The 16909-nt window shown below is 35.9% G+C and carries 17 protein-coding genes; 11 read left to right on the top strand and 6 right to left on the bottom strand.

What is annotated here, in order from left to right; genetic code table 11:
• Positions 1 to 279: 279 nt before the first annotated feature.
• Together L3V25_RS14685 and L3V25_RS14680 are read right to left on the bottom strand one after the other, a co-directional pair.
• Positions 280 to 675, bottom strand: a complete 396-nt coding sequence (locus L3V25_RS14685; protein WP_237296227.1) for an adenylyltransferase/cytidyltransferase family protein — start codon at positions 673 to 675, stop codon at positions 280 to 282.
• An 8-nt stretch (positions 676 to 683) separates the two neighbouring features.
• Entirely contained in the window at positions 684 to 1907 is a 1224-nt protein-coding gene (locus tag L3V25_RS14680; protein ID WP_237296226.1) for a CDP-glycerol glycerophosphotransferase family protein, read from the bottom strand.
• Between the two features lie 240 nt (positions 1908 to 2147).
• On the opposite strand from L3V25_RS14680, the gene L3V25_RS14675 reads away from it, so the two are divergent.
• The 11 genes from L3V25_RS14675 (at position 2148) to waaA (ending at position 13714) form a co-directional block, all read left to right on the top strand.
• The gene (locus tag L3V25_RS14675) at positions 2148 to 3668 is read left to right on the top strand and encodes an MBL fold metallo-hydrolase (RefSeq protein WP_237296225.1); all 1521 of its coding nucleotides are present in this window, start codon (positions 2148 to 2150) and stop codon (positions 3666 to 3668) included.
• A gap of 257 nt (positions 3669 to 3925) precedes the next feature.
• Positions 3926 to 4210 (top strand): GIY-YIG nuclease family protein, encoded by a 285-nt coding sequence (locus L3V25_RS14670; RefSeq protein ID WP_237296224.1) that lies wholly within the window; start codon positions 3926 to 3928, stop codon positions 4208 to 4210.
• A 216-nt stretch (positions 4211 to 4426) separates the two neighbouring features.
• Positions 4427 to 5371 carry an ADP-glyceromanno-heptose 6-epimerase gene (rfaD, locus tag L3V25_RS14665; protein ID WP_237296223.1) on the top strand — a complete coding sequence of 315 codons (945 nt, stop codon included), beginning with the start codon at positions 4427 to 4429 and terminating at the stop codon, positions 5369 to 5371.
• Positions 5372 to 5524: 153 nt separating this feature from the next.
• A complete protein-coding gene (gene lpxM, locus L3V25_RS14660; RefSeq protein ID WP_237296222.1) occupies positions 5525 to 6499 on the top strand; it encodes a lauroyl-Kdo(2)-lipid IV(A) myristoyltransferase in 975 nt (324 codons plus the stop codon).
• Complete coding sequence (locus tag L3V25_RS14655; RefSeq protein ID WP_237296221.1) at positions 6492 to 7670, top strand: O-antigen ligase family protein; 1179 nt, start codon at positions 6492 to 6494, stop codon at positions 7668 to 7670. Before lpxM ends, L3V25_RS14655 begins: the two co-directional genes overlap by 8 nt.
• Positions 7667 to 8713 (top strand): lipopolysaccharide heptosyltransferase II, encoded by a 1047-nt coding sequence (gene waaF / locus L3V25_RS14650; RefSeq protein WP_237296220.1) that lies wholly within the window; start codon positions 7667 to 7669, stop codon positions 8711 to 8713. The genes L3V25_RS14655 and waaF overlap by 4 nt, the downstream gene beginning before the upstream one ends.
• Before the next feature lie 50 nt (positions 8714 to 8763).
• The gene (rfbB, locus tag L3V25_RS14645; RefSeq protein WP_237296219.1) at positions 8764 to 9843 is read left to right on the top strand and encodes a dTDP-glucose 4,6-dehydratase; all 1080 of its coding nucleotides are present in this window, start codon (positions 8764 to 8766) and stop codon (positions 9841 to 9843) included.
• Positions 9840 to 10718 carry a glucose-1-phosphate thymidylyltransferase RfbA gene (gene rfbA / locus L3V25_RS14640; RefSeq protein WP_237296218.1) on the top strand — a complete coding sequence of 293 codons (879 nt, stop codon included), beginning with the start codon at positions 9840 to 9842 and terminating at the stop codon, positions 10716 to 10718. The genes rfbB and rfbA overlap by 4 nt, the downstream gene beginning before the upstream one ends.
• 4 nt (positions 10719 to 10722) lie before the next feature.
• The gene (locus L3V25_RS14635; RefSeq protein WP_237296217.1) at positions 10723 to 11283 is read left to right on the top strand and encodes an acyltransferase; all 561 of its coding nucleotides are present in this window, start codon (positions 10723 to 10725) and stop codon (positions 11281 to 11283) included.
• Complete coding sequence (gene rffA, locus L3V25_RS14630) at positions 11283 to 12419, top strand: dTDP-4-amino-4,6-dideoxygalactose transaminase (protein ID WP_237296216.1); 1137 nt, start codon at positions 11283 to 11285, stop codon at positions 12417 to 12419. The genes L3V25_RS14635 and rffA overlap by 1 nt, the downstream gene beginning before the upstream one ends.
• A gap of 2 nt (positions 12420 to 12421) precedes the next feature.
• On the top strand, positions 12422 to 13714 hold the full coding sequence (gene waaA / locus L3V25_RS14625; protein WP_237296215.1) for a lipid IV(A) 3-deoxy-D-manno-octulosonic acid transferase: 1293 nt from the start codon (positions 12422 to 12424) through the stop codon (positions 13712 to 13714).
• On the opposite strand, the gene L3V25_RS14620 is transcribed toward waaA, so the two are convergent.
• Genes L3V25_RS14620 through L3V25_RS14605 form a run of 4 tightly spaced genes read right to left on the bottom strand, consistent with a single transcriptional unit; the run spans position 13711 to position 16904 of the window.
• Positions 13711 to 14313: a YrbL family protein gene (locus L3V25_RS14620; RefSeq protein WP_237296214.1), complete on the bottom strand. Its 603-nt coding sequence runs from the start codon at positions 14311 to 14313 to the stop codon at positions 13711 to 13713. The two genes, waaA and L3V25_RS14620, sit on opposite strands and share 4 nt — an antisense overlap.
• On the bottom strand, positions 14310 to 15356 hold the full coding sequence (locus L3V25_RS14615) for a TDP-N-acetylfucosamine:lipid II N-acetylfucosaminyltransferase (protein WP_237296213.1): 1047 nt from the start codon (positions 15354 to 15356) through the stop codon (positions 14310 to 14312). The genes L3V25_RS14620 and L3V25_RS14615 overlap by 4 nt, the downstream gene beginning before the upstream one ends.
• 9 nt (positions 15357 to 15365) lie before the next feature.
• Positions 15366 to 15782, bottom strand: a complete 417-nt coding sequence (locus L3V25_RS14610; protein WP_237296212.1) for a hypothetical protein — start codon at positions 15780 to 15782, stop codon at positions 15366 to 15368.
• Between the two features lie 9 nt (positions 15783 to 15791).
• On the bottom strand, positions 15792 to 16904 hold the full coding sequence (locus L3V25_RS14605; protein WP_237296211.1) for a glycosyltransferase family 4 protein: 1113 nt from the start codon (positions 16902 to 16904) through the stop codon (positions 15792 to 15794).
• Between the last annotated feature and the right edge of the window lie 5 nt (positions 16905 to 16909).

Genomic DNA, 16909 nt, shown 5'->3' with positions numbered 1-16909 from the left:
ATCGTTTACGACTACATGGTCAAGTGCATGCAGGAGTTAGCGAAAGCGGAACCTGATATCGATGCACTCCTGCCTTGGAACTTCAAACACTAACAATATCGCCCCGTGGGTTCATGGCGCGGATACTTAAATTCTGTATTAAACTCTGAGTTTAGAATTATTCTCCGAGAGTTCCTACCAATAAAAAAGCCTAAAAAAGAAAAAAGCACTCCTTTAATAAAAAGTAAACTGCGTAGTTTTAAGTAGCGATTATTATTCAAATTCAAGCCTATTTATCACTTAAATGTTTTTTGCTATTTCAATAATTTCAGAAGTCGAAATCGATGGTGTTCTTGGAAAGTACACGACTTCACAAATATCTGAAAACTCATCAAAGCGACCTTTCCAATCATCCCCCATTGCAAGTACATCAGCCTTATAAAACTGAATATATTCACGTTTTTTTTCTAATGAGTGCTCAACAAACACCTCATCAACAAAAGAAAGTGATTGGATGATTTTCAAGCGATCCTGCTCTGAATAAATGGGGTTGCGTTGTTTTTTACTGAAATTTAATGTATCACTCGACACCCCAACTATTAAAGTATCGCCCAAAGTTGCACAGCGCTCTAATATATTAATGTGACCGACATGAAATACATCAAAGGTCCCAAAGGTAATTACTCTCTTTGTCATTGCCTACTCTACTTACCTAAAAATTTTTGAATTACACATTGAGCTGAATTCCCTTGCTCATGTGGGTTATAAACTTTGTTAAATATATCACTTTGAGATTCAGGCTTCGTTTGATTTTTTAAAATTTCAATCAATTCATCTTGATCCTCAGTTACAGGGCCTGGCATTTCAGTTTCTACATTAAGGTAGGTACCACGAAGGTTATTTAGATACTTACCTTTATCATACATATAAAAATACACAGGCCGATTTAATACTAAATAGTCAAAAAACAGACTTGAATAGTCGGTGATTAGCTCATCGGCAATCAATAACAAATCGTTAATTCGTGGATAATCTGAAACATTGATAAAAAAACTATCTTTCGGTTGATCCACTTGAGTGAAGTAATGTCCACGAAATAAGAATTGAACCTCAGAACCAAAACTAGTTTTAAAATTTTCGTTATCTAATTTATTCATTGCTACATGCTTACCAGCAACAAAATCATCATCTCTAAATGTTGGAGCGTATAAAATCACTTTTTTGTCTAGCGCAACACCCAAGTCTTCTTTGATTTTATCATGATAAGTTTTGTCATTTTTGTAATTAACTAAATCATCATTTCTAGGGTATCCGACCTCTAAAATTTGTTCCCTAGTTAAACCAAACGAAGTGATAAAGCACTCCGAAGCATAGGGACTAGGAGATAAAAAGTAGTCACAACGCTTTCCTTCCCATTTATACGCAAAATGCATAGCTTGTAAACTAGATGTAGGTTGGTTATCTACTTGAATATCTAACCCTAATTTTTTTAAAGGTGTTCCATGCCAACACTGTATAACTGTTTGCTTTTTACTAGGCATTAATCGATAAGGTAATCGACAATTAACTATCCAATATTGACTTGAAGCATAAGCGTTAAAATACTCTTTGGTCCCTCTTTTTACTATTTGTGTATTTTTATCCAGAGATAACTTCTGTACATCAGGATGTTCAGGGTCAGAAAAGACCCAAATAAAAGTAGCGCCAGGGTGATTAGCTTGTAACTCTCTGAAAAGTGAGTATGGGGAGTCTGTAGCTGACTTTCCTCGAAAACACTCAAATATAAATTGATTTTCACTCACAATAACGTTGGCGTGTTTAATTTTATAAAGAAAAACTGTTAAGTGAATATAAAAATGTTTTACATACAGATCCAGTGCTCCTGTTTTTGACAACAATTGCTTGATTAATACTTTAAACTTTCTCATTACGTTTATTCTAACCCATAAAAATTGGTTGGGATTCTACCACTAACTAGGGCTCTGCGCGAGCGCACGTAGGACAAATCTTCATCAAGATACCATTCTTACTTATGACATTTTAGTAACAATTTCCAATAACTAAGGATAACTTGATCGAAAACAAAACCTCTCATCCAGATTTTCTAGCATAAAGCCCTTAGTATTCATTTAAATCAGCAGGTTAAACTTTATTAATAAGGCTTACTTATGACTACTCACATGTATCAATTACACGATGAATACCAATATTTTCTTCTCCACCATGGCGGCAAAAATACAGTTACGGGCTCATGCCATGAACTACGTATCGATCAGTATGGCATCTTAATTGATTGTGGGTTGTTTCAAGGTAAAGATTCCGCTTCTGATCCCATTACCGCACTTAATATTGATTTTGATATTCAACACATTGAAGCCTTACTGATTACCCATACCCATATCGACCACATCGGCCGCCTACCTTGGTTGCTAGCTGCAGGCTTCGATAAACCGATTTATTGCACCAAAGCAACCGCTGCGCTTATTCCATTAATGCTAGATGATGGTTTAAAGCTCCAACTGGGATTGGATAAGAAGCAGCGTAAGTTAATTTTAGACAAGATTGAAAGAATGATCGTGCCGGTGGAGTATGGGGAGTGGGAGAAGATAGGAACTTGTTGCGAGTTGCGTGAGCGCTTCGCTACGTGTTGCGAGAAAAAGCAAAAAGATAAAAGCGAAAAAACTGACACTAGTGCTAAAAAGGCTTTTGCTTCTACACGCGACACCTCACACGAGACACGCAACAATCTTTCAATCCTGTTCCAGCCCGCTGGGCATATTCTTGGTTCCGCTTATATCGAAGTTAAATTACCAAATGGTGAGAATATTGTTTTTTCTGGTGACTTAGGGCCAAGTAATACGCCTTTACTACCGGATCCTATTCCACCGAAACAAGCTGATTACCTAGTGATTGAAACTACTTATGGTGATAAACAGCATGATGATGTAAGTACACGATCACATCGGTTGGAACAGATAGTTCAAAGATCATTACAAGATGGTGGAGTTATTATAATTCCGGCCTTTAGTGTTGGGCGCACGCAAGAGATTTTATTTGATATCGAACGTTTGATTGAACATAGCATTCAAACCAAAACCACTTCCGATGATTTTTGGCAACAACTGCCTATCATTTTAGATTCCCCACTGGCATTAAAAGTCACCAAAGAATACGAGCATTTCAAGCAACTGTGGAATGATGAATGCATTGAGTTTGATGAGAATATCGATAGGCATCCACTTTCTTTTGAGCAACTCATCAAGGTTGCTAGCCATAAAGAGCATATAAAACTAATCAATCGACTCGCTTCTACGAACGAACCCGCCATCATCGTTGCGGCCAGCGGCATGTGCAATGGTGGCCGTATTATTAACTACCTACAAGCCCTACTTCCTCATCAACAAACCGACGTTATCCTCGCAGGCTTTCAAGCTTATGGAACGCTTGGCCGCGAGCTACAAGAAGGTGAAGACCATGTTTATATTTCCAATCAAAAAGTAAAGGTGAATGCTCAGGTTCATTCGATGTCTGGGTATTCTGCTCATGCGGATCAAAGTGATTTACTGCGATTTATTGAAGGGATTGAAAAATCACCCAAGAAGATATTTTTGATTCATGGGGAGCCGGAAGTGCAAGGTAAATTCAAAGAGTTGCTTAAGGCAAGATTTACTGGCGACATTATTGATTAAGAGAAATAGGTGGCGAGAACCGAGGACGCTGCGCTCGGGAGCCGAGAAGATAACTCTTTGTTCAGAAAATAAAAATACAGGGATTATTGTTTGATTTTCAGTATGACATTGGAGGTTCTGAACAGCTCTCCTTCGCCGATTTTCAGAATGAAAAATTAAATCGTCTGTATTTTTCAATTCCTTCCCACCGTCATCCTGAATAGTGAGGCACGAACGTAGTTCAGGATCTCCATCAGCACGCAGAGGACCAATGAGACATGAAACAACCTTGCATTTACATCCTTTCTAATACTCATAACAACGTTTTGTATATTGGCGTGACCAGTAATTTGAAGCAACGAATCTGGCAACATAAATCTGGAGATATTAAAGGCTTCACACAGCGATATCAGCTTCATAAATTAGTACATTATGAACTTTATAGTGACATGATCATTGCTATCGAACGGGAAAAGCAATTAAAGGCTTGGAAAAGACAATGGAAAAATAACCTAATTACTGAACACAATAACGAATGGGTTGATTTATACTATCAACTGTAAGTTCCCTGCTATCTGTAGGAGATCCTGAACTACACTCGTGCCTCGCTATTCAGGATGACACATTCTTTGGATATAAATAGTGAAAGAAGCATCTTAGCTACCGAGCGATAGTGTTACCCCCTACTCGCAACAATCTTTATTGATATCATTTCCTCTCTCAACTTATCTTCTGATATACTTTGCCCGTCTATCTTTTGAATTCTTTAGGAAGTAAATATGATTATCGTTACTGGCGGCGCTGGCATGATTGGCAGCAATATTGTTAAAGCATTAAATGAAGCTGGTCATAACGACATATTGGTAGTCGACAACTTAAAAAACGGTAAGAAGTTCGTTAATTTAGTCGACCTAGATATCACCGATTACATGGATCGTGATGACTTCTTAACGCAAATTATGGCTGGCGATGATTTCGGCCCGATTGAGGCGGTTTTCCACGAAGGTGCGTGTTCTGCGACAACTGAGTGGGATGGCAAATACATGATGCTCAACAACTACGAGTATTCTAAAGAATTGTTGCACTACTGTGTTGAACGTCAGATTCCATTCCTTTACGCTTCTTCAGCTGCAACCTACGGCGCGCAAGATCAAGAATTCATCGAAGAGCGTGAATACGAAGGCGCGCTGAATGTTTACGGTTATTCTAAACAACAATTTGATAACTACGTGCGTCGCTTATGGGCAGATGCCGAAACACACGGTGAAAAACTTTCTCAAATTACCGGCTTCCGCTATTTCAATGTTTATGGCCCGCGCGAGCAACACAAAGGCAGCATGGCTTCAGTTGCATTTCACTTAAACAACCAATTGCTTGCTGGTGAAAACGCAAAATTATTTGAAGGCAGCGATGAGTTCAAACGTGACTTCATCTACGTCGGTGATGTGTGTAAAGTGAACCTTTGGTTTATGGAAAACGGTGTATCAGGTATTTTCAACTGTGGTACTGGCAAAGCCGAACCTTTCCGCGCTGTGGCTGAAGCAGTAGTTAAACATCACGGTAAAGGCACGATTGAATCCATCCCATTCCCAGAGCATTTAAAAGGCGCTTACCAGGAATACACTCAAGCAAATTTAGATAAACTTCGTGCCGCGGGTTGTGATGTTGAATTTAAAACCGTTGCGGAAGGTGTTGCTGAGTATTTGGCTGAGATTAATAAGTAAGCCGAGAGCCGAGAGCCGAGAGCCGAGAGCCGAGAGCCGAGAGCCGAGAGCCGAGAGCCGAGAGCCGAGAGCCGAGAGCCGAGAGCCGAGAGCCGAGAGCCGAGAAGATTTTGACTCCCGGCTTTTGAATGTAAATAGAGTATTCGAGTATTTATGACCCAGCAACGTAATGACTTTGATGAGAAAGCCTATAACCCAACTTTTGAGTGGTCGTTTCTAGCCCCTAAATATTGGGGAACTTGGCTCATGGTTTTAGTCGCTCTACCTATTGCTCTATTGCCACATTCATTTCGTTATGCGCTTAGTAATAAAATAGCCAAAATTTTAGTTAAAAAGAGAAAAGGCAATATTTTTAATGCTTGGGTGAATTTTAAATTATGCTTTCCTGAAAAATCAGACTCAGAACTTGAAACCTTATTACACAAAACACTTTTAACCGCTGGTACATTCGCTCTTGGTTTCGCACGAGTTTCCCTTAGAAGCCGTAAATGGCTGAATAGTAAATGTGATATTAAGGGAATAGAAAATATTGAAAATGCCCTTAATTCGGGCCAAAAAGTCATTTTGCTTGTCCCTCATACTTGGGCAATTGATATCCCCGCTATTTTGTTTGCCTCTATGAACCAACCTGTCTCGGCGATGGCTAAAAAGCAAAAAAATGATGTCATTGATTGGTTAATGCACCGTCAAAGAGTTCAATATGGTGGGCGAGTTTATGAGCGTAGTGGCGGAGTTAAGCCTTTTATTAAATCAGTACGCGATGGCTACTTAGGCTATTACCTGCCCGATCAAGACCATGGTCCTGAACACAGCATTTTTGTTGAATTCTTTGGCAATCAAAAGGCAACACTACCAGGCCTAGGTAAGCTGTCAAAAGTCAGCAGAGCTAAGATTGTACCTGTATTTTCTATTTATGATGCAGAAAGTGATCGTTATATTGTGGATATTCATCCCGCATTTGAGCCTTATCCAAATGAAACTGAGTATCAAGATGCTCGAATGATGAATGCCTTTATTGAACAAGCGACTAGAAATAAACCAGAGCAATACATGTGGTCTTTGCGTTTTTTTAGAACTCAAAAAAACAATCGAAACATATATAGAGAATTCAAATCAAAGCATGAATAACTTATTAAAAAAATCCATTTTTCTTCCATATTTATTTATGGCCACAGGAATATTTTTCACACCACACCCTGATAAAAAAGCTGTCGTTTTTTTTATTTTAGCCATACTATGCTCTTTGATTATTTGTAAATTAAAGAACATTAAAGAAAACACCACGAAACCAATCACTGTAATTCTACTTTTATTAACATTTTACTCTATATTTGGTTACTACTATTACCCTGATGGTTCAAGAGATGTTAGGGCTCTTATATGTTTATTAGCTTACTTTTTAATAATTCCACACAAAAAAATAAAAACCGAACATCTAGTATATTTTTTATTTATCTCAGGAATAATTTCAATTTTAAACTCTAGCTACTATACATATATATTACAACTAAAGAGAGAAACAGGGTTCTTAAACCCCAATGTATATGCAGGTTTAACCGGAGCAATGGCTGTAGCTTCATTTTCATTATTACTGGCGGGGCACAAAAAGGCACTCTGCACATCATCCTTCATACTTTTATTTAGTTCAACAATTCTAACCCAAAGTAGAACTGTTACCATTACAGCATTAGTAATATCTGCACTTCTCGTTCTTTTATCTAAAAGAGCCAATAGAAAACATGCCATTATATTACTATCAGTGTTTAGCTGTATTTTTATACTATTTAGTCAACAACTTGAAACTAGGTATAACGTAACAAAAAATGAATTAATCTCATTAAAAAAAGGAAACTTCAACACCTCAATGGGGTTAAGGCTTGAGATGTGGAAATACTCACCAAGTGTCATCAAGAAAAGCCCTCTAATAGGAGTGGGTGGTGAACATAGAGAATATTTGAAACAGGCATATCACAAGGGTGAAGTTTCTAAAGAGTTATATAAATTCAATCCACCTGGATATCATAATGAAATCATAAATAGAATGGTTAAAAATGGCTTGGTCGGAACATTAATTTTACTAGCTTTTTATATAACCCCTATATATTACGGCTTCAAACAAGAATTAGACAAAAAATTACTTTTGTGGGGAGTAACCGGGTTTTATATTATATCAGGCATAACATTATCACCTTTAACACAAGGAGCAACTATCCTCCTTTATGGTTTATTAATAATTCCCTTTTCATATAATTCAACATCGAAAACCTCAATCACTCATAAAAGAGAGAATAAGTTATGATGCGCTTTTTGATCATTGGTCCATCATGGGTTGGCGATATGGTTATGTCTCAATCTTTATACATAACCTTGAAGCAACAGCATCCCGATGCACTGATCGATGTCTTAGCTCCCGCATGGTGTAAACCGATTCTTGAACGTATGCCTGAAGTTCATCAAGCGATTGAAATGCCACTAGGGCATGGTGATGTTAATTTACTAGGGCGCCGCGCTTTAGGCAAAGAGTTAAAACATCAAGATTACACTCATGCATTTATTCTCCCAAATTCAGCAAAATCAGCGTTAATCCCTTGGTTTGCTGGAGTTCCAATCCGTACCGGTTGGAAAGGTGAAATGCGGTATGGCCTACTGACAGACTTACGTAATAACAAAAAAGATTTTCAATACATGGTTGAGCGCTATGTGGCACTCGCTCATCCCAAAGAAACAATGATAAATTCAAGCTCTTTAGGTGGGTTAGATAAATTACCAAAACCCAGGTTGCATATTGATTCATTTACTCAAAAGCACAGTATTGAAAAGTTCGAATTAAATTTAGATTCACCGATTATAGGTTTATGCCCTGGAGCTGAATTCGGGCCAGCAAAACAATGGCCAACTGAACACTATGCCACTGTCGCCAATGAGCTAATTAAGCAAGGCAAACAAATTTGGATTTTTGGCTCAGCTAAAGACAAACCAACAGCCGAGCAAATAAAACACTTAGTGAGTAGTGAAGATCAACACTCTGTGCATATCCTAGCAGGGAAAACTTCTTTAATCGAAGCTGTCGACCTTTTAGCAGCTTGTCATACAGTGATCAGTAATGATTCAGGTTTAATGCATGTTGCGGCGGCTGTTGGGTGTGACGTTATTGGGGTTTATGGCTCGACATCACCAGAATATACTCCCCCACTAGCAGAAAAAGTATCTATTGTTCATACTGATATTGAGTGTCGCCCCTGCTTTAAACGAGAGTGTCCACTAGGGCATCTTAAATGCTTAAAAGAACTAGATCCGAAAATGGTTGTCAATTGCATTGCTACTACTAAATTTGGCAAGTAATATGGCTACACTCTATTAAAATCACTTTTCTTATAATTGAGTAGGTCACTTTGAAGATTTTAATCACTGGCGGTGCAGGGTTCATCGGCTCTGCCGTTATTCGAAATATCATTAAAAATACTAATGATAGTATAGTAAATGTAGATAAACTCACTTATGCAGGCAATTTAGAATCGCTTCATTCAGTTGAAAACAACGACCGCTACACTTTCGAGCATGTTGATATTTGTAATAGATCTGAACTTGACCGAATATTCTCTACTCACCAGCCTGATGCTGTTATGCATCTAGCCGCCGAATCACATGTAGATCGCTCTATTGATGGCCCTGCAGAGTTTATTCATACCAATATTTTAGGTACTTACAATATTCTTGAAGCTTCTAGACAATATTGGAGCCAACTCGATAAGCAACATAAACCTTTATTTCGCTTTCACCATATCTCAACAGATGAAGTCTATGGTGATTTAGAAGGTCCAGAAGACTTATTTACAGAAACAACCCCTTATGCGCCTAGTTCTCCATATTCGGCCTCAAAAGCATCTAGTGACCACCTAGTAAGAGCTTGGCAACGCACTTATGGTCTACCTACAGTGATCACTAATTGCTCAAATAATTATGGCCCTTACCATTTCCCTGAAAAACTTATTCCATTGGTAATTTTGAATGCTCTAGATGGTAAACCATTACCTGTATATGGCGATGGGATGCAAATTCGTGATTGGTTACACGTGGAAGACCATGCTCGAGCACTGTATAAAGTTGTGACAGAAGGCAAAGTGAGCGAAACTTATAATATTGGTGGACATAATGAAAAGACCAATATTGAGGTAGTGAAGACCATTTGCTCTCTTCTTGAAGAATTTATACCAAATAAACCTAATGGCATTGAAAGTTACCAAAGCTTGATAACTTATGTTCAAGACCGGCCTGGCCATGATGTTCGTTACGCTATTGACGCCTCTAAAATTGCTAATGAGTTGGGTTGGACACCAGAAGAAACATTCGAAACAGGTATACGCCAAACTGTAAAATGGTATCTAGAAAATAAAAAATGGTGGTCACGAATACTAGACGGCTCATATTCATTTGAACGTTTAGGGATCGATACTAAAGGAACCAAACTATGAAAGGTATAGTGCTTGCGGGTGGCTCAGGAACAAGACTCTACCCAATTACAATGGGAGTATCTAAGCAATTATTACCTGTTTATGATAAACCTATGATTTATTACCCCTTATCAACTTTAATGCTGGCTGGAATAAAAGAAATATTAATTATTACAACTCCAGAAGATCAATCTAGCTTCCAACGATTACTTGGTACTGGTGAACAGTTTGGAATTAAACTTTCTTACGAGGTCCAACCAACACCAGACGGATTAGCTCAAGCATTCATTATTGGGAAAGAGTTTTTAAATGGCGACTCTGCATGCTTAGTACTTGGTGATAATATTTTTTATGGTCAAGGATTTAGCCCTAAGCTAAAAAAAGCAGTAGAAAAAGCGGAATCAGGTCAAGGTGCAACTATTTTTGGCTATCAAGTAAAAGACCCTGAACGATTTGGTGTAGTTGAGTTTGATCAAAATAAAAAAGCCATATCTTTAGAGGAAAAACCTTTAAAGCCTAAAAGCAACCTAGCAGTTACTGGGCTCTACTTTTATGACAATAATGTTGTTAACCTAGCCAAACAGGTATCTCCATCAAAGCGTGGTGAGCTTGAAATAACAACATTGAACTCGTTGTATCTAGATCAGAATAATTTAAATGTAGAAGTACTAGGGCGTGGGTTTGCTTGGCTTGATACCGGGACTCATGAAAGCTTACTAGAAGCAGCTCAATTTGTAGAAACTATTGAGAAAAGACAAGGTTACAAAGTTGCCTGTTTAGAAGAAATTGCTTATAACAATGGCTGGTTAACCGTAGAAAAAATCGCTCAGCAAGCAGAGGTTTTAACTAAAAATGGTTATGGTGATTATCTATTTTCTTTAATAAAAGAGAAATAAAAACATGGCCTACTATACAAGACAGGAGCTAAATCATTTCGGCTTTAAGCATCTTGGAAAAAATATCAAGATCAGTAAAGATGCTAAAATATATGAACCTGAAAACATTTCCATTGATGATAACTCAAGAATTGATGACTTTTGTATATTGTCCGGATCTATAACGATAGGAAAATATGTTCACATTACTCCAATGTGTCTAATTGCGGGAGGTAAACCTGGTGTAATCCTTGGGGATTATTCCACCTTAGCCTACGGAGTGAAAATATTTAGCCAATCAGATGATTATAGTGGCAAGTCAATGGTTAACTCTTTAATCCCTAAAGAATTTAAGAATGAAATATTTTCTCCAGTTACTATAGAAAAGCATGTCATTATCGGTACTAACTCAACAATTATGCCAGGTGTCATAATTAAAGAAGGTTGCGCTATCGGTGCTATGACCTTAGTCAATAAAACTACTGATTCTTGGTACATCTACATTGGAAACCCCGCAAAGAAATTGAAGCCTAGGTCTAAAAATCTTTTAAAACTTGAATATACCTTTCGTCAAGAGAACCTATAATGATCCCATTCAATAGACCCCCTTACTGTGGAAATGAAGATAAATTTGTTATTGAAGCGATGAGAAGTGAAAAAATGTGTGGTGATGGAAAGTTCACTCACCTTTGCCAAAATTGGTTTGAAAGAAAATTTTTATGCCCAAAAACATTATTAACTCCATCTTGCACCGCTGCACTTGAAATGGCAGCCATACTGGTTGATATTCAACCTGGTGATGAAGTAATAATGCCAAGTTATACCTTTGTAAGTACAGCGAACGCATTCGTATTGCGTGGTGCACAAATTGTTTTTGTAGATATTCGTCCAGACACAATGAATATTAATGAAACTCTAATTGAAGCGGCAATTACCTCAAAAACTAAAGCGATTGTTCCAGTCCATTACGCAGGCGTTGCATGTGAAATGGATTATATTATGGAGATAGCCAATCGTTATAATCTTTTCGTGATAGAAGATGCAGCACAAGGTGTTATGTCAACATATAAAGGCAAAGCTCTAGGAACAATAGGGCATTTAGGTACTTTTAGCTTTCATGAAACAAAGAACTACACAAGTGCAGGTGAAGGTGGGTTATTATTAATCAATGATTCAAAATTTATAAAAAGAGCTGAAATCATTCGCGAAAAAGGTACAAACCGTAGTCAGTTTATTCAAGGTATCGTTGATAAATATAGTTGGGTAGATCTAGGAAGTAGCTACTTAGCTAGTGATGTACAAGCAGCATTCCTTTATGGCCAACTAGAGAATGCACAAACGATCAATAATAAAAGGATGTTACTTTGGGAAAAATATTATGCCGAGTTATCTGAATTATCAAAGAAAGGCCAAATTGAACTTCCTAAAATCCCAAATGGTTGTATTCATAATGCACATATGTTTTATATTAAATTAAACAACTCTTCTGAACGCTCAAAGCTAATTGAACATTTAAAACAAGAAAACATTTCATCAGCATTTCATTATATCCCTTTACATTCATCCAAAGCTGGTATGTCTTTTGGTCAATTTAATGGTTCAGATATACACACAACTACAGAGAGTAAACGATTGCTAAGGCTACCAATTTTTTACTCACTAACACTCGAAGAACAGAAAAAAATAATAGATAAAATAATTTCATTTTTTACAGGCCATTAATTTTGCTATATTTTTATACTTTATTTTCAATATTACTCAGCCCTATAATTTTATTTCACTTACTTCGAAAGAAAGAGGGCAAACCAAAGGTGGGAAAACGTTGGAAAGAATATTTAGGTTTTGCACCTAAAACAACGTTTACAGAAAATCCAATATGGATACATGCTGTTTCTGTTGGTGAAGTGATCGCCTGCACCCCTGTAATCATTAGTTTAAGAAATAAACTGCCACAAACACCTATAATCATAACAACAACAACATCTACAGGAGCAGTCCAAGTTCAGGACATCATAAATAACAAGCTTAATAACGATAAACTTATTCAACATAGGTACATGCCATTAGATATTCCATTTTCATTAAAGATTTTTATAAAAAAAATCAACCCAAAAGAACTATTAATAGTTGAAACGGAATTATGGCCAAACGTATTAAAAGTAACAAGTAAAAATAATATACCAGTCACATTACTAAATGCACGCCTTTCTGAAAAATCATACTTAAACTATAATCGATTTAATTTTATTAAAAAAAATATTTTCCCATACATAGATAAGCTTTGCGTTCAAAATTCAGAGGATGCTGACCGATTCATTTCACTAGGAGTAAAAAAAGAGAAGGTTACTATAACAGGATCAATTAAGTACGACTTCGATATAAGCCTAGAACAAATAAAAAAAGGAAAAAATTTAAAAAGAAACTTAGGCATTAAAAGACCGATATGGATTGCAATTAGCACACATGAAGGCGAAGAGAAGTTGCTACTAGACTCTCATAAAAAATTATTGATAGATAATAATAACATATTACTTATAATTGCTCCTAGACATCCAGAAAGGTTTAATACAGTCAAAAAGTTAATAAATAGCTATTCAATGAAATCGATAACTAGAACCGAACATCTAAAAGATCATCTTGTAGATTTAGGTGATTACTCTGTATATTTAGCTGATACTATGGGAGAAATTTTCACTCTCATAGAAGCTTCAGATGTATGCTTTGTAGCCGGTAGTCTTTTAGGCAAAAAAGTTGGAGGCCACAATGTATTAGAACCGGCAGCCTTAAGTAAACCAATATTAATGGGACCTAGTTATTATAACTTTAAGTCCATTACAAACACTCTTATCAATGGCAAGGGGTTAATAATATGTAATAATGCAGAAGAAATAGCCAATCAAATAAATAATATAATTTCCAATAAGAATATATCCAATGAAATGGGACAAAAAAATCTTGAACAATATCAAAAAAACAAAGGGGCAGTAACATCAACTATAGAAAAAATATTAAATTAATCTATATCATCAAGCCTAGGAATTAACTCATTATGTAAAAATCTGGTCCATTTTCTTTCTATTGTTCTCCTTCCTAAAAATGGAATATAATTATCTAATGAAATAAAAGAAGAACTCCCCAAACCATCAATTAAAATAGCTTTATAACTATCGTTTGTTTTTTTAATTAAAATATTTGTCATCATAAGATCACATGGAATAACATTGTACTTTAATAAATAACATTTAAGTTCATTAAGACTATATAAAATAATATTTCGTTTATCATTTTGGACTTTATCATATAGAATAAAATCGACTAGATTTTTAGAAATAGAACCATCATCATCTTTTATGATTTCTTGCACAATACCTATATACTCTCTAGACTCTACGGAACCATAAAATTTAGGCACATGAATAAAGGGAACACTCATTCTTTGTAAAAAATTGAAGTATTTCAACTCTCTGTGAGTTTGTTTTGATTGATTTTTACGACTTACTTTTATACATTTATACTTATCATTTGGGTATTGAAAGCAGCGACGTTCATTTCCTAATCCACTTCCAAATTCAACCCATTCTAAAAACTGCTGATTCTTAATATCATCTTCATTCATATTTTGTATATCTCACCCCATTGTGATATTAAATTAGACTCTGAGAAGTAAGCCTCTACTTTAGAAACATTAAATACGTTGATTTCCCTTTTAAACAAATCAAGTTCAAACTTCTCTACAGAATGAACATTTATACCTTTATCTTTAAAGAAATACCATTGAGATGTACTTTCTCTTAAATATACAGGAATACCAAAACCAAGGAGAGATATCGTTGTTCCCATTGCTTGCTGCCTATCATGATTAAATATAGCAACATCTATATCATTTAAAAAATCATTATATTCATCAAAACTTATATTATCTACCATTGGCTTAAACTTACCCCCAAATATAGAATATCCATAACTGATTATTTCACTGCGGTAAAGCTTATTTCCATATGAAAGAGGACAATAAATTAAATAATCTTTAAATGAACTATCTTTTATTTTATCAAAGACTTCTTTATGATTATTAGTAGGATCAGCCGAATTCCCAACTAATATTTTAATAATTTTATCTTTATTTTCTTTATTTACCTTGACTGGTTTATATAAGTTACTCTGATAGGCTAAGCACTCATATCGTTTTCCTTTACAGCCATACCACATCTCAGCCAACTCAAAATCTCCAGGTAAATAACTAATTAACCCTCCAATTTTTGGTAAAAACTGCTTTTTATAAAAATTTTGAATCTTATCTTTAAGTTTAGTATTTCTATTCCTATATGCATAAAGATCCCCGCCCCACATAACCCAGTAAACCTTATGCAATATAGGTGAGAACATTAAAATAAAGTACATTAGATTAATAATTTTATTATTAAGACTATGCATTATCACTAAATCAGCTTCTTTTATTTTCTTGTAAACTTTAGGATAAAAAAATATTTTATCTTTTACTTTGTTTCTACATAAAAACACATTATGATAATGAGTCAATCTCTTATCATAGCCATAAAACATATATTCGTGGTTTTCTGATTTAAAGTTATTCTCATTAAAATCTACAAATGGAGCAATAAACTTATCTACATTACCTAGGTGTAGTATTTTTTTCATTTTAATATATCAACCTTCACTTTTATATATACACCCTGCTTCAACATTCCCCCTAACAATCGATCCTGGAGGTATGACGGCATTATCACCAATATCTATTCCACCGACAATAATACAGTTAGGATATATGATCACATTATTACCGATATTAGGGTACCCTGTTTTTGTACCACCAAGGGTCACATTTTGATATAAGCTAACATTCTCGCCCAAAAGTACACCTTTACCAATAACAATACCTATAGGATGAGGAAAATTAACTTTTTTCCGCCATAAATATTGAATTTGAGTACCGGTTTTATTTTTTATAGTAAAATGATTACAAAACAATAATTGAAAAGAACCATATTTAATTACTGCATAATAGAAATTACGGAGATTTCTAGCATTTAATGGTTTTAAAATATTTTTTAACTCTTTAATCATACTTTTACTCTAAGCTTTATTGATACTTGCAAGTTCAACTATTACTTTATAGTTATCTTCCATAACAGCCTCAACATCCTGCTTCATAACAGAATTACGGCATAGCTGCTTTAACTCTACATCATCTCTTAAACTAGCCCAATGTGACATGGCATCAGCAAGCTCTTGGGAAGAGTACCCAGCAGTCAACACTGTTGAAACATCAGGTTCGATGACTTCTTTAGCACCACAATCTTGGGTAGTGATCGTGGGAGTACCACAAGAAAGCGCTTCAATCACCGTAAAACCAAAAGGCTCATATTTGGTCGGCAATATATAACAATCAGACAGAGAAAAGAACAATTCTGGCTGGCTCTGCTTTCCTAGAAATCGGCAAGAATCATATACACCTAGCTGCTTAGCATAATCCATATACTCTTCTGGGTGGTTTTCATTACCGACAATCAACAAGTTCGATTTAAAGTCGATCAGTTTATAAGCATCTAACAAAGACTTTAAGCCTTTCCTATTATAGCCAGATCCTAAAAATAAGAATGTGGGAATCGTTGTATCTAGTCTTAGCTCTTGAACTAATTCATCGACTTCTGGTTTCAAGCGCTCTCGATCAAAGCGTTTAGTCTCAACCGCATTATGAATCGTCACAATTTTCTTAGGATCAACACCATAGTCTGCAATTAGCTCTTCGCTGGTTTTGTTGGAATTGGACACAATCACTTTACAGTGATCGCTTTGTACTGAACGGCGCTCTATATATAAAGAAACTCGGTCTCTCCATGAAGGTTTTTGATTTTTTCTAAGCTCAACAACGTGCTTACGAGTCCCACCACCAATACGAATAAGATCATGGGTCCAAGTTTTACCTAAACCATACACAACATCATAATGATTCTCGGATACATGCTTTTCTACTGCTTTAGCAAATTGGTAAACACGATGTGCTTTACCAACACTAAAAGGCTTCAATTGAACAAATTTAATATTAGGGTGACTCGGCTCTACATGAGAACGACAGATAATCGTCACATCTTCGCCTTGCTCACAAAGGTATTTAGAAAGCTGATTCAAAAATAGCTCTGTGCCTCCTACATTTGAATGCCTCATATGGACTAATGCAATTTTCATAACGA

This window comes from Vibrio sp. CK2-1, assembly GCF_021726515.1.
Taxonomy (GTDB): Bacteria; Pseudomonadota; Gammaproteobacteria; order Enterobacterales; family Vibrionaceae; genus Vibrio.
This window is presented reverse-complemented; position numbering and strand designations above follow the sequence as displayed.